Consider the following 20,790-nt stretch of genomic DNA (forward strand, 5'->3'; position numbering starts at 1 on the left):
ATCGCGATGCAATCGACGACAAGACCTGCTCGCCTGGGCATCCCCGAACCGCGCGAATTCCGTAGGATTGAGCAGTGATCATTTCGGGGTCCGGGGAGAACGGGCACGGCGGAGACGCCGTCACCCCGCTCGAGGCAGCCTTCGAGGAACGCGCCTGCGCACAGCACGCCGGCACCGCCGTCTTCATGGAAGGGGTGAATCTGGCCCTTCTCGGTCGAGTCGAACAACTCCGTATCCGCCCCACCAACGCATCCGGCACGGTGGACGACGACGGTTCGTACGAGGTCCGCCTGGAGGCTGCCGACGACGGGCCGCGGACAGGCTGTACCTGCACCGAGGGATCCACCGGCTCGTTCTGCCGGCACGCGGTCGCGGTCGCCCTCGTGGCCACCGGCTCGGCGGGGCTCGCCGAGGAGGACGATGAGGGGGAGGACGGCACGATCCTCGGCGAGGAGACCCTCTTCACCGACGACCCGGTCCACGCCGCGATGCGCGTCTTCCTCAGCCGCGCCCCTCGCGCCGAACTCGTCGAGACCCTGCTCGACGCCGCCGACGACAACGACGCCGTCGCCGATGCGCTGTGGGAGGCGACGGTCGCCTGGCACGGCCGTCAGCACGGAGCGACGCCGTCCACCTGACCGGCAGGCCCCTGACCCGCAGGCCCGAGCCCCCGCAGCCCGACGCCAGGGGCCCCACACTGCGCCGAAGGCACCGTCGGCTACCCCAGGAAGCTCGCCGAAGGCGAGCTGACGGAAACCCCGAACGGCGCCCGACGCCAGGGGCCCCACACTGCGCCGAAGGCACCGTCGGCTACCCCAGGAAGCTCGCCGAAGGCGAGCTGACGGAAACCCCGAACGGCGCCCGACGCCAGGGGCCCCACACTGCGCCGAAGGCACCGTCGGCTACCCCAGGAAGCTCGCCGAAGGCGAGCTGACGGAAACCCCGAACGGCGCCCGACGCCAGGGGCCCCACACTGCGCCGAAGGCGCCGTGTGGGGAAGGGCTTACTCGACTGTGACCGACTTCGCCAGGTTACGCGGCTGATCGACATCGAGGCCGCGCGCAAGCGCCAGCTCGCACGCGAAGACCTGCAGCGGTAGCGTCGTGACCAGGGGCGCGAACAGCGACGCGGTCGCGGGTACGCGGATGAGATGATCGGCGAACGGTTCGACGGCGGTGTCGCTCTCTTCCGCGATCACGATCGTGCGGGCGCCACGCGCCCGGACCTCCTGGATGTTGGAAACGATCTTTCCGTGCAGGTTGGCACGACCCCGCGGGGACGGCACAACGACGAACACCGGCAGGCCGGGCTCGATGAGCGCGATCGGCCCGTGCTTGAGCTCCCCCGCCGGGAACCCCTCGGCGTGCATGTAGGCGAGTTCCTTGAGCTTGAGGGCCCCTTCCAGGGCCACCGGGTACCCCACATGACGACCGAGGAATAGCACCGCCTTCGCGTCGGCCAGGGCGCGGGCAAGCTCCCGCACCGGCTCGACCGTTCCCAGCGTCCGTTCGATCAGCTCGGGCATGCGCTGGAGCCGCTCGACGTACGCGGCGACCTCGTCGCCGTAGAGCACGCCGCGCACCTGAGCCAAGAACAGGCCGACGAGAAGGCACGCGGCGACCTGCCCGAGGAAGGTCTTGGTGGACGCGACCCCCACCTCCGGGCCGCAGCGGGTGTACAGCACCGCATCGGACTCCCGAGGGATCGTAGAACCGTTGGTGTTGCAGATGGCCAGCACCCGCGCCTTCTGCTCGCGCGCGTGTTTGACCGCCATCAGCGTGTCCAGCGTCTCGCCGCTCTGGCTGATCGCGATGACGAGGGTGGACCGGTCGAGCACCGGGTCGCGGTAGCGAAACTCCGAGGCCATCTCGACCTCGCAGGGCAGCCTGGTCCAGTGCTCGATCGCGTACTTCGCGATGAGGCCGGCGTGGTAGGCGGTGCCGCAGGCGACGATGAAGACCTTGTCCACGTCCCGGAAATCCTGGCCAGACAGCCGCTCCTCGTCGAGCACGATCGCACCGTCGGCGGAAAGCCGACCGCGCAGCGTGTCTGCCAGGGCGGTCGGCTGCTCGCTGATCTCCTTGAGCATGAAGTACGGGTAGCCGCCCTTCTCGGCGGCGCTGGCATCCCAGTCGACGTGGTACCGCCGACCCTCGATGATCTGGCCGCCGAAGTCAGTCACCGTCACGCCGTCCCGGCGGGCCTCGACCACCTGATCCTGCCCGATCTCCAGCGCCTCCCGGGTGTGGGCGATGAAGGCCGAGACGTCGCTGGCGAGGAAGGTCTCCCCCTGACCGAGCCCCACGACCAGCGGGCTGTTGCGCCGGGCCCCGACAACCACCTCCGGGAAGTCGCGATGCAGCACGACCAGGGTGAACGCGCCTTCCAGCCGCCGGCAGACCCGTCGCAGCGCGGCGGTCAGCGGATGCGCGCCCCCGTCGTACCCGCGGTCGGCACCGGCACCAGCACCAGCACCGGTGCCAGCAAGCTCGACTTCGAGGAGATGGGCGACGACCTCCGTGTCGGTCTCACTGGCGAGCTCGTGGCCGACCGTCTCCAGCTCGACCCGCAACGCGGCGAAGTTCTCGATGATCCCGTTGTGGATGACCGCGATGGCGCCGGTGCAGTCGGTGTGCGGATGGGCATTCGCGTCGGTCGGTCCACCATGCGTGGCCCACCGGGTATGCCCCATGCCGGTGGTGCCGGGCATCGGCCTGGAATCCGGATTCTCGGCGAGCAGCTTCTCGAGGTTGGACAGCTTGCCGGCACGACGCGCCGTCCGCAGTGCCCCGGCGCCGACCACGGCGACACCCGACGAGTCGTAACCGCGGTACTCCAACCGCCGCAGACCGTTCAACGCGACATCCAGGGCCGCCTGGTCGCCGACGTAACCGATGATCCCGCACATGCGGCTCAGCGTACGCAGGTTCCCGGAGGTGAGAGCGTACCGGGGGACGCTCGGGGCAAGGTGTCCGCTTGTGGCCGCGGCGGGACCGGTCAGCGACGGGACCAGTCAGCGCGCCGGCGGCAACGCGGTGCGCACGACGGCGGCGAGTCGCTGTGCGACCGCCCGCGCGGCGGCGTCGGTGCCCGCCTCGACCATCACCCGCACGAGGGGTTCGGTGCCGGACGGCCGCAGCAGCACCCGACCCTCGTCACCGAGTTCCGCCTTGGCCAGGGCGACGGCCCGCAGCAGTTCCTCATTGGTGTCCACCTGCGTCCGGTCGACGCCACGCACGTTCACCAACACCTGGGGCAGCCGGGTCATCGCCTTGGTGAGCTCGCCGAGCGGTTGTCCGGTCTCGGCGACCCGGCCCAGGATCCGCAACGCCGTCAACAACCCATCGCCGGTCGTCGCGTGGTCCAGGAACACCACGTGCCCGCTCTGCTCACCGCCGAGCACGTAGCCTCCGGCGCGCATCGTCTCCAGCACGTACCGATCCCCGACGGGTGTAGTGACGACGGTGATACCGGCCTCCCGCATCGCGTGGTGAAAGCCCAGATTCGACATCACGGTGACCACCACCGTGTCGTCAACCAGCTCACCCCGCTCGGCCAGCGCCAGAGCACACATCGCCAGGATCTGGTCGCCGTCGACGACCTCACCGGTCGCGTCCACGGCGAGGCAACGGTCCGCGTCGCCGTCATGGGCGATGCCGACGTCGGCGCCGTGCGCCACGACCGCGGCACGCAGGCTGTCGAGATGGGTGGCACCGCTGCCGTCGTTGATCGCTGTCCCGTCGCCGTCGGCGTGCAGCGCGACGACGTCGGCTCCGGCCGCCCGCAGCACCCGAGGGGCCAAGGTGGAGGCGGCGCCCTGGGCACAGTCGACGACGACCCGCAGGCCGTCGAGCGGCACCGGCAGCGTGGCCAGCAGATGCGCCGCATACCGGTCGAGGAGAACCGGTTCGTCGCGGACCCGACCGACGTCGGCGCCGACGGGACGGCGGCTGGGAGGTAGGGCCATCCGCCGCTCGATGGCATCCTCGACCTCGTCGGGCAGTTTGAGGCCGCCGGCGGCGAACAGCTTGATGCCGTTGTCCGGCATCGGGTTATGGCTGGCGGAGAGCATGACGCCGAACATCGCGCCGCTGGCCGCGACGGCGTGAGCCACCGCGGGCGTGGGTGCCACCCCGATCCGGGCCACGTCGGCACCGGAGGCCGCGAGCCCGGCGACCACCGCAGCCTCCAGGAACTCCCCGGAGGGCCGCGTGTCCCGGCCGACGACCACTACCGGCTTACCGCCGCCGGAGGGCCCGCTGGTCCGGTTCGGCCCAGCGAGGACCTCGACCGCCGCGGAAGCCAGCGACAACGCCTGCTCCGCGGTCAGATCGATGTTGGCGACACCTCGGACGCCGTCGGTGCCAAAGAGCCTCACCATTGAGGTCTCCCTCGTCGAAGATCGTGGCGGAGACCGAGGGGGGCACCGGTGGCACCGATCCCCTCCGGGAGCACGCCTCCGGGGGCACGCCCGCGAAGGGGATCCAAGGTCAGCGCTTGCTGTACTGCGGAGCCTTGCGGGCCTTCTTGAGCCCGTACTTCTTACGCTCCTTGACCCGAGCGTCACGGGTCAGGAAGCCGGCCTTCTTCAGGGTAGGCCGGGACTCCTCCTCCGCCAGCGTCAACGCGCGGGCGAGGGCGAGCCGCAGCGCACCGGCCTGCCCGGAGACGCCGCCGCCGTGCAGCCGGGCGACGATGTCGTACGACTCCATCCGATCCAGTGCCTTGAGCGGCTCGTTGACGAGCTGCTGGTGCACCTTGTTCGGGAAATACTGCTCAAGCGTGCGCCCGTTGAGCGTCCACTGCCCGGTCCCCGGGAGCAGACGCACCCGGACGACCGCCTCCTTGCGCCGCCCGGTGGCGCGGGGATTGCCCTGTACGTCGGTCACGACAGCCACGTCGCGTTCCTTCCTCGGTTGATGCGTGGTTCCCGGGGCCGATACCGCCGGGCGGGAAGACTCCGCCCGGCGACCGGCTCAGGAGGTCCGCGGCTACTGCGCGACCTGGATGATCTCGAACGGGGTGGGCTGCTGCGCCTGATGCGGGTGAGTCGGACCCGCATAGACCTTCAGCTTGGTCCCCTGGGCTCGGCCGAGCTTGTTCTTCGGCAGCATGCCCTTGATCGCCTTCTCGACGATGATCTGCGGACGGGTGTCGAGCAGCTCCCCGTAGGAGGTGCTGCGCAAACCGCCCGGGAAGCCGGAGTGCCGGTGGTACTGGGCCTGCTCCCGCTTGTTCCCGCTCAGGGCGAGCTTACCGGCGTTGATCACGACAACGAAGTCGCCGGTGTCGATATGCGGAGCGAAGTACGGCTTGTGCTTTCCACACAGGAGCGTGGCGGCCTGGGTCGCCAGCCGACCGAGCACCACGTCGGTGGCATCGATGACGTGCCACACACGCTGGACATCCGCGGGCTTGGGCTGGTACGTGCGCACAGGTCTGCCTTCTCGTTCGGACGATCCCGCCAGGAGACTCCCAGGGGGCCTCTCACGGATCTCGTCAAGAATGTGGAGCGCGCAGACGGGACGTGTCACGCGCAGCAGTCTTTGAGGTTACCAGGCGATCGGAGCGGTTCACCGGGGGGGCACGGAAGGCCGGAGTACCGGGAGAGTATCGGGAGTACGGGAGAGCACCGGGAGTACCGGGAGTACGGACATGCAGTCGGTCCGGCCACCGACCATGGACACCTGACCGAGCTGAATCCCGCCGACAACCTGGCTATTCTCACCAGGATGACGGAGATGGGCAGCGGGCGATCTGACGGGCGCGAGGGGCCCGGGGCCCCCGGGCACGAGGGGCCGACCCCGCTGTCCGGAGACGCCGGCCACGATCGGACGTCTCCCGCACCGGCCGAGGGCCGCCGGTCGGCCGACGCGTCGGAGGGCGGCGCGTCGGCCGGCCGGGGAGGCACCACGGGCCCGACAGCGGCGACGATTCCCCGCCCGGGTGGCCCGCACCCCGACCTCGACGGCTGGACTCCCCCGGCCGACGATCCCCTGTTCGGGGGGTCCCGGACGTACTCGTTCTCGCCGAAGCCGACCTCCCTGCGGATCACGCCGCCCGACACCACGCCGCCCGGCATAACACCGTCCCCGACCACCACGAACTTGAGCACGGGGCCAGCCGGGACCGGCGCCGCATCCGTGCCGCCGTCCGGTCCGACCCGCTATGAGCGCCCGGCATCCCGTCCACGGGACTCGGACACGCCGGCCTATCCGGGTGTCTCCCCGCGCCCAGGTGTCTTCCCTGACACGGATGCCGTTACCGGCGGTCCCACCCGCATCGGTGAAACCGGCGAATCCCACCCACCCCCCGCGGCTGACGGCGGATTCGGCGACGGCGATCCAGTCGACCTCCATTCGGTCGACGGCGATCCGGTCAACGGGTCGGCACCGTCCGCCACCGCCGCATCGAGCGCCCGTGGCGCGTACCCGCCGAGGTGGGGGCGGAGCACTCAGGACCAGGCCGGGGACCGTGGGGTCCGCGGCGCTCGGCGGCTGCTGGCCGGCGTCGCGGGGGCCGTCCTCGTCCTCATCACGGCGGTCGCGGTCGTGGCGGTGCGCAGCGGGGACAACGGGCGCAGCGGAGACAACGGGAACAAGACGCCCACCACCCGGCAGACGCTCCCACCGATCCCGGCAGGCTTCCTCGACAGCGCGACCCTCGACTCCGATCCGGTGACCGCCAACGAGTTCTTCTCCGACGAGCAGGTCGAGGCCGAAGGACGGAACTACCGACGGCTCGCCCGCAAACTGGACAACAGCTGCCCGGATCTCACTGGTGATCTGGTCACGCAGCTCAAGGACCGGCGCTGCCGGCAGGTGGTGCGGACGCTGTTCCTCAGCACCCCGGGGGACGGCGAAGGCCAGGTGTTGGCCGGCGTCACCGTCTTCGTCCTCGACAAGCTCGCCACCGCCACCGCCACCGCGGACATCCTCAACCAGGGACGCGGTGGCATTGTGCCCCTCCCCGTCCCGGCCAACTCGATTCCGAACGCGCGGATCACCGGCCCGGGTGGGAACAACTCGTGGCGGGGCGCGATCACCCGCGGGCACTACCTCATCTACACGCAGGTCGCCTACACCGACGGCACCCAGGGTGCGGGGATCGATCCCGCGCTGCGGAACGCCCAGACCGATCTGAGCACGCTCGCGACCGAGCCCATCGGAGACCGAGCAGTACTCGGCCACGGTCCGCGCCACTGACTCACCGGCGACCACTGACTCACCGGCGACCACTGACTCACCGGCGACCGGGGCCCCCTCAACCGGACGGCGTGGGGGGAATCCGGACGGCCCGGGTGACCTCGGCCCGGGCGGCCAGCTCAGGATCGGGCGGGTAACGCACGTCCACCAGCGTCAGGCCGTGCGCCGGCGCCACGGTGACGGCGGGGTCCCGGACACCTCGGTGCAGCACCGCCGCGGGCCACTGGGGCGGCTTGCGGCCCTCCCCGACGGCGAGCAGGGCGCCGACCAGCGCCCGGACCATGGAGTGGCAGAAGGCGTCGGCCTCGACGTCGGCCACGACGACCCCCTCAGGCCGGCGGAGCACATCGAGGCGCAGCAGCGTACGGACGGTCGTCGCGCCTTCCCGGCGCCGGCAGAACGCGGCGAAGTCATGCTCGCCGACCAGGAACAGCGCCGCCGCCGCCATCGCGGGCACGTCGAGCGGACGAGGCCAGGCCAGGGTGTCGAAGCGCCGCAGGGGTTCGGCTCCATACGGAGCGTCGGTGATCCGATAGACGTAGCGGCGGGAGAGCGCGGAGAATCTGGCGTCGAAGCCGGGCGGTGCCGGGGCGAGCCCGATGATCCGCACGGCCCGGTCCAGGACACCGTTCAGCCGCCGCGCGAGGCCGCCGAGCGGCACGTCGTCCGGGAGATCAACGTGCGCTACCTGACCGACGGCATGGACACCCGAATCGGTCCGTCCGGCGACGGTGAGCCGTACCGCCGGCAACCGCGCCACCCGCATGAGGGCGTCCTCCACATCGCCCTGCACGGTGCGTTGGCCGGGCTGGCGGGCCCATCCCGCGAACGGCGTCCCGTCATAAGAGAGGTTCAGCCGCAGCCGAACCAGCCCGTCGGTCATCGTCATCACCGGCGGGCAGCCGCCTCGCGACCCGCGGGACGACGTCCCGCGGAAACTCCCGGATCGGACATCTGCCTCTCCCCCGTGCAAGCGACGACGCGGCGGTGCGGCGGCACTAAAACGAAAGCCCGCCGCCCATGATGGGCGGCGGGCCTGCGCGGATCTACTCCAGGACGCGAGATTCGGCCGAAGATTTCGGCCTTCGGCCCGGATCTCAGTTTGCGGAGTTCTGCTCCCCGGCGCCGGAGTCGTCCCCGGCGCCGGAGTCGTCCGTCTGCGCGGTCGTCGGCTTGCCAGCGGCCCCTTCGGCGGGGGTCTCCGCTGGCTCCGCGGCCTCGGCTGCCACAGCAGCCGCGGTTGGCGACTCCTGGGCCAGCTCCTCCGCAGCCTCCGCGGTGGCACCGGTGGGCTTGCGACGAGCCTCGAAACGGGTGCTCCGCGCCCGCTCGGCCTCACTGACGGCCTGCTGGCCGACGGTCAGCGCCTCGACCAGCTCGATCCGGGCCAGCGGGGCGTTGTCACCCTTCCGGTTGCCGATCTTGACGATCCGGGTGTAGCCACCGTTCCGGTTCGCGTAGCGCGGACCGATCTCGGTGAACAGGGTGTGCACGACCGAGTTGTCGCGTACCTGGCGCATGACACGCCGACGGGCGTGCAGGTCCCCCCGCTTGGCGAAGGTCACCAAACGCTCGGCGTACGGACGCAGCCGCTTGGCCTTCGCCTCGGTGGTGGTGATGCCGCCGTGCTCGAACAGCGCGGTGGCGAGGTTGGCCAGCAGCAGCCGCTCATGTGCGGGGCTGCCGCCGAGCCGGGCGCCCTTGGTTGGCGTGGGCATGATGAGTGCTCCTCGTTCCTTTCACTGTCCTGCTGGTCACCGGCCTAGCCAGGCTGCCCGCCCGAAGGACGCGGCTCTCGCCACCGGAGGGTCGCCGAGGGCCCCCGCCGGAAGCGGAGGCCCTCGTGGAGATCAGTACTGCTCGGTCTCGATGAACTCCGCGCCGTCGTCGGACGGGTCGGAGAACGACGGGCTGTACGCGTCGGTGCCGTAGGTGTCCACGGCCTGGCGCGGGTCGAACCCGGGCGGGGAGTCCTTGAGCTGCAGGCCCATCGCGCCCAGCTTCGTCTTGACCTCATCGATCGACTTCTGCCCGAAGTTACGGATGTCGAGCAGGTCGGCCTCGCTACGGGAGACCAGCTCGCCGATCGTGTGGATGCCCTCGCGCTTGAGGCAGTTGTAGGAGCGGACGGTCAGGTCCATCTCCTCGATGGGCAGCGCGAGGTCGGCCGCCAGCGCCGCGTCCGCGGCGGACGGGCCGATGTCGACGCCCTCCGCCTCGGCGTTGAGCTCCTGAGCCAGCCCGAACAGGCCGACCAGGGTCTTGCCGGCGCTGGCCATCGCGTCTCGCGGGGAGATCGACGGCTTGGTCTCGACGTCAACGATGAGCCGGTCGAAGTCGGTCCGCTGCTCGACGCGGGTCGCCTCGACCTTGTAGGTCACCTTCAGCACCGGCGAGTAGATCGAGTCGATCGGGATCCGCCCGATCTCCTGGCCGGCCTGCTTGTTCTGGGCCGCGCTGACATACCCGCGCCCCCGCTCGACGGTCAGCTCGATCTCGAGCTTGCCCTTGTCGTTCAGAGTGGCGAGCCGCAACTCGGGGTTGTGCACCTCGACGCCCGCCGGCGGGGCGATGTCCGCCGCCGTGACCTCGCCGGGGCCCTGCTTGCGCAGGTACATCACGGTCGGCTCGTCGTTGTCGGAGCTGACGACCAGTTCCTTGAGGTTCAGGATCAGGTCGGTCACGTCCTCCTTGACGCCGGGCACGGTGGAGAACTCGTGCAGCACACCGTCGATGCGGATGCTGGTGACCGAGGCACCGGGGATGGAGGACAGCAGGGTCCGGCGCAACGAGTTACCGAGGGTGTAGCCGAAGCCCGGCTCCAGCGGCTCGATCACGAAGCGTGAACGGAACTCGGAGATCGGGTCTTCGATGAGGGTGGGACGCTGAGCGATCAGCATGAGAACGTCCTTCCGACCACGGCGACCGCCATATGACGCCGTGTGGTGCGGGCCCCCTGACGGGAGCCGGTGGGCGGAACATCGGTCCGTTCCACCCACGGGTGGTGTCCGGGCGGAGGCCCGCCCGGACACCAGTGTGCTCCGCCCCCTGGCTGCGGGGACGACGCCGGTAGATCTTACTTGGAGTAGAGCTCGACGATCAGCTGTTCCTGCACCTGGGTATCGATCACCTGCCGCGTCGGCAGCGAGTGCACCAGGATCCGCAGCTGGCTCGGGATCACCTCCAGCCAGGCTGGAACGGCCCGACCCTGACCCGCGGTCTCCCGGGCCACGATGAACGGGGTGAGCTCCCGGGCCTTCGGCGCGATCTCGACGATGTCGTTCTCGCTGATCCGATAGCTGGGGATGTCGACCTTGCGGCCGTTCACCTGGACGTGGCCGTGCCGGACAGCCTGACGGGCGGCGTCCCGCGAGGGTGCGAAGCCAGCCCGGTACACGACGTTGTCGAGCCGCGACTCAAGGATCTTCAGCAGCTCGTCACCGGTCTTGCCCGCCCGGCGATTCGCCTCGTCGTAGTAGCCCCGGAACTGCTTCTCCAGCACGCCGTAGATCCGGGCACACTTCTGCTTCTCGCGCTTCTGCAGCAGGTACTCGGAGTCCTTGGTGCGGCCACGGCCGTGCTCGCCCGGCGGGTAGGGTCGGATCTCGATCGGGCACTTCGGGGTGTCGCACTTGCTGCCCTTGAGGAACAGCTTGGTCTTCTCGCGGCGGCAACGCTTGCAGTCCGCGCCGGTGTAACGGGCCATCTAATCCTTCTCTCTCGTTTCCTGGCGCGAACTCGAACACGACGCCACGACACCGGCCGGCGTGGAGCCCCGGCCACGGCCGCCTCGCCGCATGGTCACACCCTGCGCCGCTTGGGCGGGCGGCAACCGTTGTGCGGGGTCGGGGTGACGTCCTGGATCGCACCGACCTCGAGCCCCGCGGCCTGCAGGGAACGGATCGCGGTCTCCCGGCCGGAACCCGGGCCCTTCACGAAGACGTCGACCTTGCGCATCCCGTGCTCCTGCGCCTTGCGGGCCGCGTTCTCGGCCGCCATCTGGGCGGCGAAGGGCGTGGACTTGCGGGAGCCCTTGAAGCCGACATGGCCCGCCGAAGCCCAGGAGATCACGTTCCCGGACGGGTCGGTGATGGAGACGATCGTGTTGTTGAACGTGCTCTTGATGTGAGCGTGTCCGTGGGCGACGTTCTTCTTTTCCTTGCGCCGGACCTTCTTGGCGCCGGCTGCGCGCGTCTTGGGAGGCATATTCGCGTGTGGTCTCCGTGTACGAGGTCGTCGATCAGTGGTCGGCGGCGGACCCGAACGGTCCACCGGGGACCCTGACTACTTCTTGCCAGCCTTCTTCTTGCCGGCGATGGCGCGGCGCGGGCCCTTACGGGTGCGCGCGTTGGTGTGCGTGCGCTGGCCGTGGACGGGCAGGTTACGCCGGTGACGGAGCCCCTGGTAGCACCCGATCTCCATCTTGCGGCGGATGTCCTGCTTGATCTCCCGGTTGAGGTCACCCTCGACCCGGTAGTTCGCGTCGATCCAGTCGCGCAGCCTGACGATCTCTTCCTCGCTCAGATCACGAACACGCGTGTCCGGGTTGACCCCGGTGGCGGCGAGGGTGTCTCGGGAGCGGCTGCGGCCGATCCCGAAGATGTAGGTCAGAGCGATCTCAACCCGCTTCTCGCGGGGAAGGTCGACGCCGGAGAGGCGTGCCATGAACGGATGTTTCCTTCCTGCGGCCGGAGGTCTCGGGCGATGCCGTCCCGGCCGGCGCCGGGCCGGGCGGGCCCCGGCCTCCGACCGGGGGTGGGTCGTCCCGAAGAGGACGCCTGGCATCGCTTGGATGCGGTGGGCCACATCTCGGCGGGCGGCACGTGCTGTGCCACCCGCCGGGACGAGGCGCACCCGTCAGGACATCAGCCCTGACGCTGCTTGTGACGAAGGTTGTCGCAGATGACCATGACTCGCCCGTGGCGACGGATCACCTTGCACTTGTCGCAGATCTTCTTGACGCTGGGCTTGACCTTCACGGCTGTTGCGGACCTCCTGCGCAGCCGCGGGCCGCGCGTGGCGATTGAGTGGAGCTACGGGCGAGTGAGAAGAGATCGACTACTTGTAGCGGTAGACGATGCGGCCGCGGGACAGGTCGTAGGGCGAGAGCTCGACCACGACGCGGTCCTCCGGCAGGATCCGGATGTAGTGCTGGCGCATCTTCCCGCTGATGTGGGCGAGAACACGATGACCGTTCTGGAGCTCCACCCGGAACATCGCGTTCGGGAGCGGCTCCACCACACGGCCTTCGATCTCGATGGCCCCGTCCTTCTTCGGCATGTCCTCCGCTGTCCTGACGTCGACTATGGGACGGCGGCTCGGCCGCGACCGGTCGGCCCCCCGAAATGTCCGGAAAAGCCCAGGTCAGAGGCTTGAACTACCCCGAGAGGAGCCCGAACCCACCAACCACACTGCCACCGACCGCAACTGCCATGGACAGGACTGCTATCGACACGGTGGAGCACACCGGCGTGAGAAGACCGCCAGCTAAGGAGTGTACGCTGCGACCCCCGTCAAGGGTCAACACGATCCCCGTCAAGGGCCGACGCGACCTCAGCCGGTTCAGCCGGTTCAGCCGGTTCAGCCGGTTCCGGACGGGGCGTCAGCCGGCTGCCCGCAGACGACCCCGAGCTCGGCGAGTTTCGCCGCTCCGCCGTCCGGCGCCGTTAGCACCCACGGCCCACGGGGAGTGATTGCCACCGAGTGCTCGGTGTGGGCGGCGAGGCTGCCGTCGCGGGTCACGACGGTCCAGTCGTCGGGGAGCACGGCCGTGTCCGGCGACCCCATAGTGATCATGGGCTCGATGGCCAGCGCAAGGCCCTCGATCAGCCGGATGCCACGGCCAGGCCGGCCGTGGTTGAGCACGTGGGGGGGCTGGTGCATCTCGCTGCCGATGCCGTGGCCGCCGTAGTGGTCGACGATGCCGTAGCCATGTGGACGGACGTGCCGCTCGACGGCGGCGCTGATGTCGGTGAGCTTTCCGCCGAGCTGGGCTGCGGCGAGGCCCGCCCACAGCGCGCCCTCGCACGTGTCGATCATCGCGAGAACCTCCGGGGCGACCTCACCGACCGGCACGGTGATCGCGGCGTCCCCGTGCCAGCCGTCCACGATGGCCCCGCAGTCGATCGAGATGATATCGCCCTCGCGCAGCACCCGCTTGCGGGTGGGGATGGCGTGCACTACCTCGTTGTTGACCGAGCTGCAGATCGAGGCCGGATACGGCGGCTGGGCATAGCCCTTGAAGGACGGGATACCGCCGTCGTCCCGGATCGTCTTCTCGGCAAGGGCGTCCAGCTCGGCCGTGGTGACCCCGGGGACAACCGCGTCACGCAGCCGCGCCAGCGTCTTCGCGACGAGCAGGCCAGCAACCCGCATCTTGGCGATCTCTGCCGCCGTCTTGATCTGGACGTGCTCTCGTCGCGCCACGCTCGTCGCCCCGGTCCGTGTTCGTGTTGTGTCCGTTTCCGATGCTAGCCGCCGACCCCGCAGGACGTGCTCCAACGATCTTCCGCGAAAAACGCGGGAGCCACGTTCGGCCTGGTCCGCGCCCGGACCAGGCCGACGGGTTCAGTCGCCGTAGTGCCGCAGGGCGTCGAGCGCGCGGTCGGTGACGTTATCCACCGGTCCGGTGGCGTCGATACCGATCAGGATGCCCTTTTCGGCGTAGTACGCCACCAGCGGCGCCGTCTGGTCCGCGTAGACCTCAAGCCGATGGCGGACCGTCTCCGACCGATCGTCGTCGCGCTGGAACAGCTCGCCACCACACCGGTCACAGACGCCTTCGACCGACGGCGGGTCGAAGTCGATGTGCCAGATGTGACCGCAGTTCCGACAGGTGCGCCGACCGGACAGCCGGCGCACCACCTCGTCGTCGTCGACGACGAGCTCAAGCACCACGTCCAGACGGGTCCCCATGCCATCGAGCATCTGCCCGAGCACCTCGGCCTGCGGGACGTTGCGAGGAAAACCATCGAGCAGGAATCCCTTGACCGCGTCGTCCTCGGCCAAGCGGTTGCGGACCATACCGATGGTGATCTCGTCCGGTACGAGATCACCGACATCCATGAAGGTCTTGGCCTTGACGCCCAGTTCGGTTCCCTGTCGCACGTTCGCCCGGAAGATGTCCCCGGTGGAGATCTTAGGGATCGACCGCGCCTGGGCAATGAACGCGGCCTGGGTGCCCTTTCCGGCACCGGGCGGCCCGACCAGTACGAGGCGCACTACCGGAGGAAACCTTCGTAATTGCGGAGCATGAGCTGGCTTTCGATCTGCTTCACGGTTTCCAGCCCAACCCCCACCATGATCAGGACCGACGTGCCCGCGAAGGGGAACGGCTGGTCCTTGGTCAGGTTCAACAGTGCCAACGGAAGGACCGTGATCACGCCAAGGAACAGCGATCCCGGGAGCGTGATCCGGTCGAGTACGTGTTTGAGGTACTCCGCCGTCGGGTTCCCCGGCCTGATCCCGGGGATGAACCCACCATACTTCTTCATGTTGTCCGCGACCTCCGTTGGGTTGAAGGTGATCGCAACATAAAAATAGGTGAAGAAGATGATGAGTGCGAAGTATGTCACCAGATAGAGTGGATGGTCTCCCCTGGAGAGATATCTTTGCTCGAAGTCCTGGAAGCTCCGGTTGCTCCACACCTGCCCGGCGAGTTGAGGGAGCTGCAGCAGCGAGGACGCGAAGATGACGGGGATGATCCCGGCCTGGTTGACCTTGATCGGCAGGTAGGTCGACGTCCCGCCGTACATCCGCCGCCCGATCAGGCGCTTGGCGTACTGGACCGGGATGCGACGCTGAGACTGCTCGACAAACACGACGAACACGACGATCGCGAGACCGAGCAGGAGCACCAGGCTAAACACCACACCGCCGGCGACCTGGAGGATGCGTCCGCCCTCGGAGGGAAGCCTTGCCGCGATCGAGGTGAAGATCAGCAGCGACATGCCGTTACCGACCCCCCGGGCGGTGATCAACTCACCCATCCACATGATGACCGAGGTACCCGCCGTCATCGTGATGACAATTGTCGCGATCCGGAACAGGCTCGTGTCCGGGATGATGGCTGCCGAACAGCTGGGGAACAGCCGGCCGCTGCGGGCCAGCGCCACGATGCCGGTGGCCTGCAGAAGACCGAGGGCGATCGTCAGGTACCGGGTGTACTGCGTAAGCTTCTGCTCGCCCGAGCTGCCCTCCTTCTTCAGCTGCTCCAGCCGAGGGATCACCACAACGAGCAACTGAATGATGATACTCGATGTGATGTACGGCATGATGCCAAGCGCGAAGATGGACAGCTGCAGCAGAGCCCCACCACTGAACAGGTTGATCAGCGAGTAGACGTTGCTGCTGTCGGCACTCGCCGAGTCCAGACAGGTGTTCACTGCGGACGTCGAGACACCCGGCGACGGCATGACGCTGCCGAACCGGAACAGCATCACGATACCGACGGTGAACAGCAGCTTCTTGCGCAGGTCAGGCGTGCGGAATGCCCGCGTGAAGGCGGTGAGCACGGCTCCTCCTGCTGGGATTGCGGACCGACGGGAAGTGGACATCCTGCCCGGTGCGGATCGCCTCCCCCGGCCGGTCGCCGAGGTCGGTTAGGCGACTGTAACAGGACACCCGGCCCACTCGTCCCGACATCACCATGGGTAAGCGATGGTGGACGGCAAGAGACGGCTGGCGCCGAGGCGCACGGCCGTCTGGCGAGGGGTCCGGACGGGCGGGGCCGGGGTGGGAGCTGGGTGACATGGCCCACACCCCCACCCATGCTCTCAGCTCTGTGTGACGCTCCCGCCGGCAGCTGCGATCTTCTCCTTCGCGGAGGCCGAAAACGCGTCCGCGCTCACGTGCAGCGCGACGTTGATGTCACCGTTGCCCAGCACCTTCACCGGCGACTTGCCCCGCACCGCACCCCTGGCCACGAGGTCGGCCTTGGTGACCTCACCACCCTGCGGGAACAGTTCCGCGAGGGTGGCGACGTTCACGACCTGGTACTCGACGCGGAACCGGTTGCGGAAGCCCTTCAGCTTGGGCAGGCGCATGTGCAGGGGCATCTGGCCACCCTCGAACCGGGCGGGCACCTGCTTGCGGGCCTTCGAGCCCTTGGTGCCCCGTCCGGCGGTCTTGCCCTTGGAACCCTCACCGCGACCGACGCGGATCTTGGACTTATGGGCGCCGGGGGCCGGCCGGAGGTGGTGCACCTTCAGACCGCGGCCACGGACGGCCGGCGCCGAGCCGGCCTCGGTGCCCACGCCGGTGGCGCCGGTGTCGTCACCGGCGTCGGTCTTCGTCAGTTCGGCCATGGCTAGGAGTCCACCTCCTCGACCCGGACAAGATGGGTCACAGTTCTAATCATCCCGCGAATCTCGGGACGATCATCACGGACGGTCGTCGCGTTGATCTTCCGCAGACCAAGGGTACGCAGCGTGGCCCGCTGGTTCGAGGTACCACCGATCCCCGACCGGATCTGTGTGATGCGCAGCTTGGCCATCAGACGCTGGCTCCCGCCGCACGGGCACGCAGCATGGCCGGCGGAGCGACATCCTCCAGCGGCAGGCCGCGACGGGCGGCAATCTCCTCGGGACGCATCAGGCCACGCAGAGCGGCGACCGTCGCGTGCACGATGTTGATCGGATTCGACGAGCCGAGCGACTTCGAGAGCACGTCGTGCACACCGGCGCACTCCAGCACGGCACGGACCGGACCACCGGCGATGACCCCGGTACCGGGCGAGGCGGGCTTGAGCAGCACGACGCCTGCCGCCTCCTCGCCCTGCACCGGGTGCGGAATCGTCGAACCGATCCGGGGCACCTTGAAGAAGTGCTTCTTGGCTTCTTCGACGCCCTTGGCGATGGCGGCCGGAACCTCCTTGGCCTTGCCATAGCCGACGCCCACGGTCCCGTCCGCGTCACCGACCACAACGAGCGCCGTGAAGCTGAACCGGCGTCCGCCCTTGACAACCTTCGCCACGCGGTTGATCGCGACAACCCGCTCGACGTAGGCGTTCTTCTCCTGCGCCGGGCCGCTGCCCGACCGGTCCCGGCGTTCCCGACGGTCCGAGCCGCCGGAGCCGCCGCCGCGGCGCTGCTGGCCTGGCATCTACAACATCTCCCTGTTCTGGCTGTACTGGCGGTAAAGGCTGGACTGACTGTAAAGGCTGGGGGCAGTCATCAGAAGTCCAGCCCGCTCCCCCGCGCCGCGTCCGCGAGCGCGGCGATGCGGCCGGAGTAGGTCCGCCCGCCGCGGTCAAACACGACCGCGGCGATCCCGGCCGCCTTCGCGCGCTCGGCGACCAGGGCGCCGACCTTGCGGGCCTGCTCGGTCTTGTCCCCCTCGCCGCCGCGCAGCGACACGTCCAGGGTGGACGCCGACGCCAGCGTGTGGCCGGCGACGTCGTCGATGACCTGGGCGTAGATGTGCCGCGAGGACCGGGTGACGACGAGCCGTGGGCGAGACGGGGTGCCCGCCACCTTCTTGCGCACCCGGACGTGCCGACGGAGCTTCGCGGTCCGTCGACGCGAGCTGGCGCCGAGGCTCACTGCCATGATCTATCTCCTACTTCCCGGTCTTCCCGACCTTGCGGCGGACGACCTCGCCCTGGTAGCGCACGCCCTTGCCCTTGTACGGGTCAGGCTTGCGCAGCCCGCGGATCTTCGCGGAGACCTCACCGACCAGCTGCTTGTCGATCCCGTGGACCACGAAGCGGGTCGGGGTCTGCACCTCGAAGCGGATGCCCTCCGGGGCCTTGACCGGCACCGGGTGGCTGTACCCGAGGGCGAACTCCAGGTCGGAGCCCTTGGCCTGGACACGGTAACCGACGCCGACGATCTCCAGGGTCTTCGAGTATCCGGCGGTGACGCCGGTGACCATGTTGGAGACCAGGGTGCGAGTCAGGCCGTGCAGCGACCGGGAGCGACGCTCATCGTCGGGCCGGGTCACGAGGAGCCGACCGTCCTCGGTGTTCACCACGATCGGCTCGGCCACGACGTGGCTCAGGGTCCCTTTGGGCCCCTTGACGGTGATGGTGGCTCCCTCGACGGTGATATCGACACCGCTGGGGACGGGAATGGGCAGGCGCCCGATCCGTGACATCGCTCGCCCTCCTTACCAGATGTAGGCGAGGACTTCCCCGCCCACGCCCCGCTTGCCCGCCTGCTTGTCGGTCAGCAAACCCGACGAGGTGGAGATGATGGCGACGCCCAGGCCCCCGAGGACCTTCGGGAGGTTCGTCGCCTTGGCATAGACCCGCAGACCCGGCTTGCTGATGCGCTTGATCCCGGCGATCGAGCGTTCCCGGTTGGGGCCGTACTTCAGATCGATGACCAGGGTGTGGCCGACGCCGCCAGCCGAGGTCGCGTCCTCGACGTGCCAGCCGGAGATGTATCCCTCCTGCTGGAGGATCTCGGCGATGTGCGTCTTGATCTTGCTGTGGGGCATCACCACGCGGTCGTGGTACGCCCGGCTGGCGTTGCGGACACGCGTGAGCATGTCCGCAATCGGATCGGTCATCGTCATGGCTTGACGCCTTTCTCACGGCGGTTCCCGCCAGTGCCGAGGTCGTCCTCGGCCGCCGGGCCTGCCGCGATCGGGTGGAGGTGCGGTGGTGGTGCGGTGGAACCGTGCTGCCGGTGCCGCCGTTCCGGCCCCGGTCCGGGGCCGCGGTACCGGCCTACCAGGAGCTCTTGGTGACGCCGGGCAGCTCGCCGCGGTGCGCCATCTGCCGCAGGCACACCCGGCAGAGCCCGAAGCCCCGGTACACCGAGCGGGACCGGCCGCAGCGCTGGCATCGGGTGTAACCCCGGACCGCGTACTTCGGCTTACGGTTCGACTTCTCGATCAGTGCTTTCTTGGCCATCTCTCTAGTTCTCCCGGAAGGGGAAGCCCAGCGCCCGCAGGAGCGCCCGGCCCTCGTCGTCGGTGGTCGCGGTGGTGACGACCGTGATGTCCATGCCCCGAACCCGATCGATCCGGTCGATGTCGATCTCATGGAAGATCGACTGTTCGGTCACCCCGAAGGTGTAGTTGCCGGCACCGTCGAACTGCTTCGGCGACAGCCCGCGGAAGTCACGGATACGCGGCAGCGCGATGGTGACGAGGCGGTCGAGGAACTCCCACATCCGGTCACCACGCAACGTCACCTTGGCGCCGATCGGCATCCCTTCGCGCAGCTTGAACTGGGCGATGGACTTCTTCGCGCGCCGGACCGCGGGCTTCTGGCCGGTGATGGCCGCAAGATCCCGCACAGCGCCATCGATCAGCTTCGCGTCCCGGGCGGCGTCTCCGACCCCCATGTTGACGACGACCTTGACGACGCCGGGGATCTGCATGACGTTGCGGTAGGAGAACTGCTCCCGCAGCGCCGGGGCGATCTCGTCGCGGTACCGCTGCTTGAGCCGTGGGACCGGGCGAGCGCCAATAGGCCGGCCTTCGATGGTCCGGCCCTCGGTGGTCACAGTCATGGTCTAATCTCGTTTCCCAACTGCTCGACTGCTCGCTCGGCCTACAGCTCGGTACCGGTGCGCCGCGAGACACGCACCTTGGTGCCGTCGTCGTTGATGCGGTAACCGATCCGGGTCGGCTTCCCGTCAGACGGGTCGACGATCATCACGTTGCTCACGTGGATCGGCGCCTCCTGGGTGATGATGCCCCCGGACTGCGAGCCGCGTGTGCTCTGCTGGACGCGGGTGTGCCGGGTGATCCGGTTCGCGCCCTCGACGAGGACCTTGTTCTGCTCCGGATAGGCGCGGATGACCTTACCCTTGAGCCCACGGTCCTTGCCGGTGATGATCTGGACCGTGTCGCCTTTCTTGATCTTCAAAGTGGCCACGGTCACAGCACCTCCGGCGCCAGCGAGATGATCTTCATGAACTTCTTGTCACGCAGCTCCCGGCCGACCGGCCCGAAGATGCGGGTGCCCCGAGGGTCACCACCGTCCCGGATGAGCACCGCCGCGTTCTCGTCGAAGCGGATGTAGGAGCCGTCCGGCCGCCGGCGCTCCTTGGTGGTACGCACCACGACCGCCTTGACCACGTCGCCGCGCTTCACGCCGGCGCCGGGCAGGGCGTCCTTCACCGTGCCGACGATGATGTCGCCGATCCCCGCGTAACGACGCCCAGAGCCGCCGAGCACCCGGATGCAGAGAATCTCCCGCGCTCCGGTGTTGTCGGCGACCCGAAGTCGCGACTCCTGCTGAATCACTTTCCGCTCCTGATCACCCGGTACTACTGATCACCCGGTCCTGCCCGGCCCCGGCGTCCGGGCCAGGACTACTTCACTACTTCGCCTTCTCCAAGACCTGAACGATCCGCCACCGCTTGGTCGCCGACAACGGCCGCGTTTCCATCAGCAGGACGCGGTCGCCGACACCGGTGGTGCCGCTCTCGTCGTGCGCCTTGACCTTCTTGGTACGACGGATCGTCTTGCCGTACAGCGGGTGCTGCACCCGGTCCTCGACCGCGACCACGACAGTCTTGGTCATCTTGTCGCTGACCACGAGGCCCTCGCGGACCTTGCGGAATCCGCGGGCGGGAGCCGCCGCGTCCGTGCTCTGCGAAGCCTCCTGGGAGGCCGTCTCGTCTGTCAC

At 68.8% G+C, this 20,790-nt stretch carries 28 protein-coding genes; 2 read left to right on the forward strand and 26 right to left on the reverse strand.

Translation table 11 applies throughout. The annotated features are described in order from the left end of the window. Positions 1-74 precede the first annotated feature (74 nt). Positions 75-638: an SWIM zinc finger family protein gene (locus AC08OO_RS01185; protein WP_476605958.1), complete on the forward strand. Its 564-nt coding sequence runs from the start codon at positions 75-77 to the stop codon at positions 636-638. 365 nt (positions 639-1,003) lie between these two features. On the opposite strand, the gene glmS is transcribed toward AC08OO_RS01185, so the two are convergent. From glmS to rplM, 4 genes are all read right to left on the reverse strand, one after another. Beyond that, entirely contained in the window at positions 1,004-2,908 is a 1,905-nt protein-coding gene (gene glmS / locus AC08OO_RS01190) for a glutamine--fructose-6-phosphate transaminase (isomerizing) (protein ID WP_476608886.1), read from the reverse strand. 105 nt (positions 2,909-3,013) lie between these two features. Further along, entirely contained in the window at positions 3,014-4,381 is a 1,368-nt protein-coding gene (gene glmM / locus AC08OO_RS01195; RefSeq protein ID WP_476608885.1) for a phosphoglucosamine mutase, read from the reverse strand. A 109-nt stretch (positions 4,382-4,490) separates the two neighbouring features. Next, entirely contained in the window at positions 4,491-4,898 is a 408-nt protein-coding gene (rpsI, locus tag AC08OO_RS01200; protein ID WP_011435068.1) for a 30S ribosomal protein S9, read from the reverse strand. Between the two features lie 93 nt (positions 4,899-4,991). Further along, positions 4,992-5,435, reverse strand: coding sequence for a 50S ribosomal protein L13 (rplM, locus tag AC08OO_RS01205; protein WP_476618156.1), 444 nt, complete (start codon positions 5,433-5,435; stop codon positions 4,992-4,994). A gap of 306 nt (positions 5,436-5,741) precedes the next feature. Between rplM and AC08OO_RS01210 the strand changes: the two genes are divergently transcribed. Then, positions 5,742-7,205: a hypothetical protein gene (locus AC08OO_RS01210; RefSeq protein ID WP_476608883.1), complete on the forward strand. Its 1,464-nt coding sequence runs from the start codon at positions 5,742-5,744 to the stop codon at positions 7,203-7,205. A 58-nt stretch (positions 7,206-7,263) separates the two neighbouring features. On the opposite strand, the gene truA is transcribed toward AC08OO_RS01210, so the two are convergent. From truA to rpsQ, 22 genes are all read right to left on the reverse strand, one after another. Beyond that, the gene (gene truA, locus AC08OO_RS01215) at positions 7,264-8,088 is read right to left on the reverse strand and encodes a tRNA pseudouridine(38-40) synthase TruA (RefSeq protein ID WP_476605954.1); all 825 of its coding nucleotides are present in this window, start codon (positions 8,086-8,088) and stop codon (positions 7,264-7,266) included. A gap of 214 nt (positions 8,089-8,302) precedes the next feature. Next, on the reverse strand, positions 8,303-8,923 hold the full coding sequence (gene rplQ, locus AC08OO_RS01220; protein ID WP_476608882.1) for a 50S ribosomal protein L17: 621 nt from the start codon (positions 8,921-8,923) through the stop codon (positions 8,303-8,305). Positions 8,924-9,055: 132 nt separating this feature from the next. After that, on the reverse strand, positions 9,056-10,105 hold the full coding sequence (locus AC08OO_RS01225) for a DNA-directed RNA polymerase subunit alpha (protein ID WP_011435063.1): 1,050 nt from the start codon (positions 10,103-10,105) through the stop codon (positions 9,056-9,058). A gap of 176 nt (positions 10,106-10,281) precedes the next feature. Then, positions 10,282-10,911 (reverse strand): 30S ribosomal protein S4, encoded by a 630-nt coding sequence (rpsD, locus tag AC08OO_RS01230; RefSeq protein ID WP_476605950.1) that lies wholly within the window; start codon positions 10,909-10,911, stop codon positions 10,282-10,284. A gap of 95 nt (positions 10,912-11,006) precedes the next feature. Continuing rightward, positions 11,007-11,411, reverse strand: coding sequence for a 30S ribosomal protein S11 (gene rpsK, locus AC08OO_RS01235; protein WP_011435061.1), 405 nt, complete (start codon positions 11,409-11,411; stop codon positions 11,007-11,009). Positions 11,412-11,489: 78 nt separating this feature from the next. After that, positions 11,490-11,870, reverse strand: coding sequence for a 30S ribosomal protein S13 (gene rpsM / locus AC08OO_RS01240; protein WP_462202433.1), 381 nt, complete (start codon positions 11,868-11,870; stop codon positions 11,490-11,492). 200 nt (positions 11,871-12,070) lie between these two features. Further along, on the reverse strand, positions 12,071-12,184 hold the full coding sequence (gene rpmJ / locus AC08OO_RS01245; RefSeq protein ID WP_003956441.1) for a 50S ribosomal protein L36: 114 nt from the start codon (positions 12,182-12,184) through the stop codon (positions 12,071-12,073). 79 nt (positions 12,185-12,263) lie between these two features. Next, positions 12,264-12,485 (reverse strand): translation initiation factor IF-1, encoded by a 222-nt coding sequence (gene infA, locus AC08OO_RS01250; protein WP_006541558.1) that lies wholly within the window; start codon positions 12,483-12,485, stop codon positions 12,264-12,266. Between the two features lie 300 nt (positions 12,486-12,785). Beyond that, complete coding sequence (map, locus tag AC08OO_RS01255; RefSeq protein ID WP_476608879.1) at positions 12,786-13,631, reverse strand: type I methionyl aminopeptidase; 846 nt, start codon at positions 13,629-13,631, stop codon at positions 12,786-12,788. A gap of 141 nt (positions 13,632-13,772) precedes the next feature. Beyond that, the gene (locus tag AC08OO_RS01260; RefSeq protein WP_476608878.1) at positions 13,773-14,426 is read right to left on the reverse strand and encodes an adenylate kinase; all 654 of its coding nucleotides are present in this window, start codon (positions 14,424-14,426) and stop codon (positions 13,773-13,775) included. Then, positions 14,426-15,718, reverse strand: coding sequence for a preprotein translocase subunit SecY (gene secY / locus AC08OO_RS01265; protein WP_476605947.1), 1,293 nt, complete (start codon positions 15,716-15,718; stop codon positions 14,426-14,428). The genes AC08OO_RS01260 and secY overlap by 1 nt, the downstream gene beginning before the upstream one ends. A 261-nt stretch (positions 15,719-15,979) precedes the next feature. Continuing rightward, entirely contained in the window at positions 15,980-16,510 is a 531-nt protein-coding gene (gene rplO, locus AC08OO_RS01270; RefSeq protein WP_476608877.1) for a 50S ribosomal protein L15, read from the reverse strand. 2 nt (positions 16,511-16,512) lie between these two features. Continuing rightward, complete coding sequence (gene rpmD, locus AC08OO_RS01275; protein WP_011435055.1) at positions 16,513-16,698, reverse strand: 50S ribosomal protein L30; 186 nt, start codon at positions 16,696-16,698, stop codon at positions 16,513-16,515. Next, positions 16,698-17,306, reverse strand: coding sequence for a 30S ribosomal protein S5 (rpsE, locus tag AC08OO_RS01280; RefSeq protein WP_011435054.1), 609 nt, complete (start codon positions 17,304-17,306; stop codon positions 16,698-16,700). Before rpsE ends, rpmD begins: the two co-directional genes overlap by 1 nt. A gap of 71 nt (positions 17,307-17,377) precedes the next feature. Then, a complete protein-coding gene (gene rplR, locus AC08OO_RS01285; RefSeq protein ID WP_476608876.1) occupies positions 17,378-17,752 on the reverse strand; it encodes a 50S ribosomal protein L18 in 375 nt (124 codons plus the stop codon). A 10-nt stretch (positions 17,753-17,762) separates the two neighbouring features. Continuing rightward, on the reverse strand, positions 17,763-18,299 hold the full coding sequence (rplF, locus tag AC08OO_RS01290; protein ID WP_011435052.1) for a 50S ribosomal protein L6: 537 nt from the start codon (positions 18,297-18,299) through the stop codon (positions 17,763-17,765). A gap of 12 nt (positions 18,300-18,311) precedes the next feature. Further along, positions 18,312-18,722, reverse strand: coding sequence for a 30S ribosomal protein S8 (rpsH, locus tag AC08OO_RS01295; protein ID WP_011435051.1), 411 nt, complete (start codon positions 18,720-18,722; stop codon positions 18,312-18,314). 154 nt (positions 18,723-18,876) lie between these two features. Further along, positions 18,877-19,062 carry a type Z 30S ribosomal protein S14 gene (locus AC08OO_RS01300; RefSeq protein ID WP_011435050.1) on the reverse strand — a complete coding sequence of 62 codons (186 nt, stop codon included), beginning with the start codon at positions 19,060-19,062 and terminating at the stop codon, positions 18,877-18,879. A gap of 4 nt (positions 19,063-19,066) precedes the next feature. Continuing rightward, positions 19,067-19,666, reverse strand: coding sequence for a 50S ribosomal protein L5 (gene rplE, locus AC08OO_RS01305; protein ID WP_011435049.1), 600 nt, complete (start codon positions 19,664-19,666; stop codon positions 19,067-19,069). A gap of 41 nt (positions 19,667-19,707) precedes the next feature. Continuing rightward, entirely contained in the window at positions 19,708-20,034 is a 327-nt protein-coding gene (rplX, locus tag AC08OO_RS01310; protein ID WP_462185747.1) for a 50S ribosomal protein L24, read from the reverse strand. Positions 20,035-20,036: 2 nt separating this feature from the next. Further along, the gene (gene rplN / locus AC08OO_RS01315) at positions 20,037-20,405 is read right to left on the reverse strand and encodes a 50S ribosomal protein L14 (protein WP_009740518.1); all 369 of its coding nucleotides are present in this window, start codon (positions 20,403-20,405) and stop codon (positions 20,037-20,039) included. A gap of 76 nt (positions 20,406-20,481) precedes the next feature. Then, positions 20,482-20,790 carry a 30S ribosomal protein S17 gene (gene rpsQ / locus AC08OO_RS01320; protein WP_011435047.1) on the reverse strand — a complete coding sequence of 103 codons (309 nt, stop codon included), beginning with the start codon at positions 20,788-20,790 and terminating at the stop codon, positions 20,482-20,484.

This window comes from Frankia sp. CeCAU1, assembly GCF_977971845.1.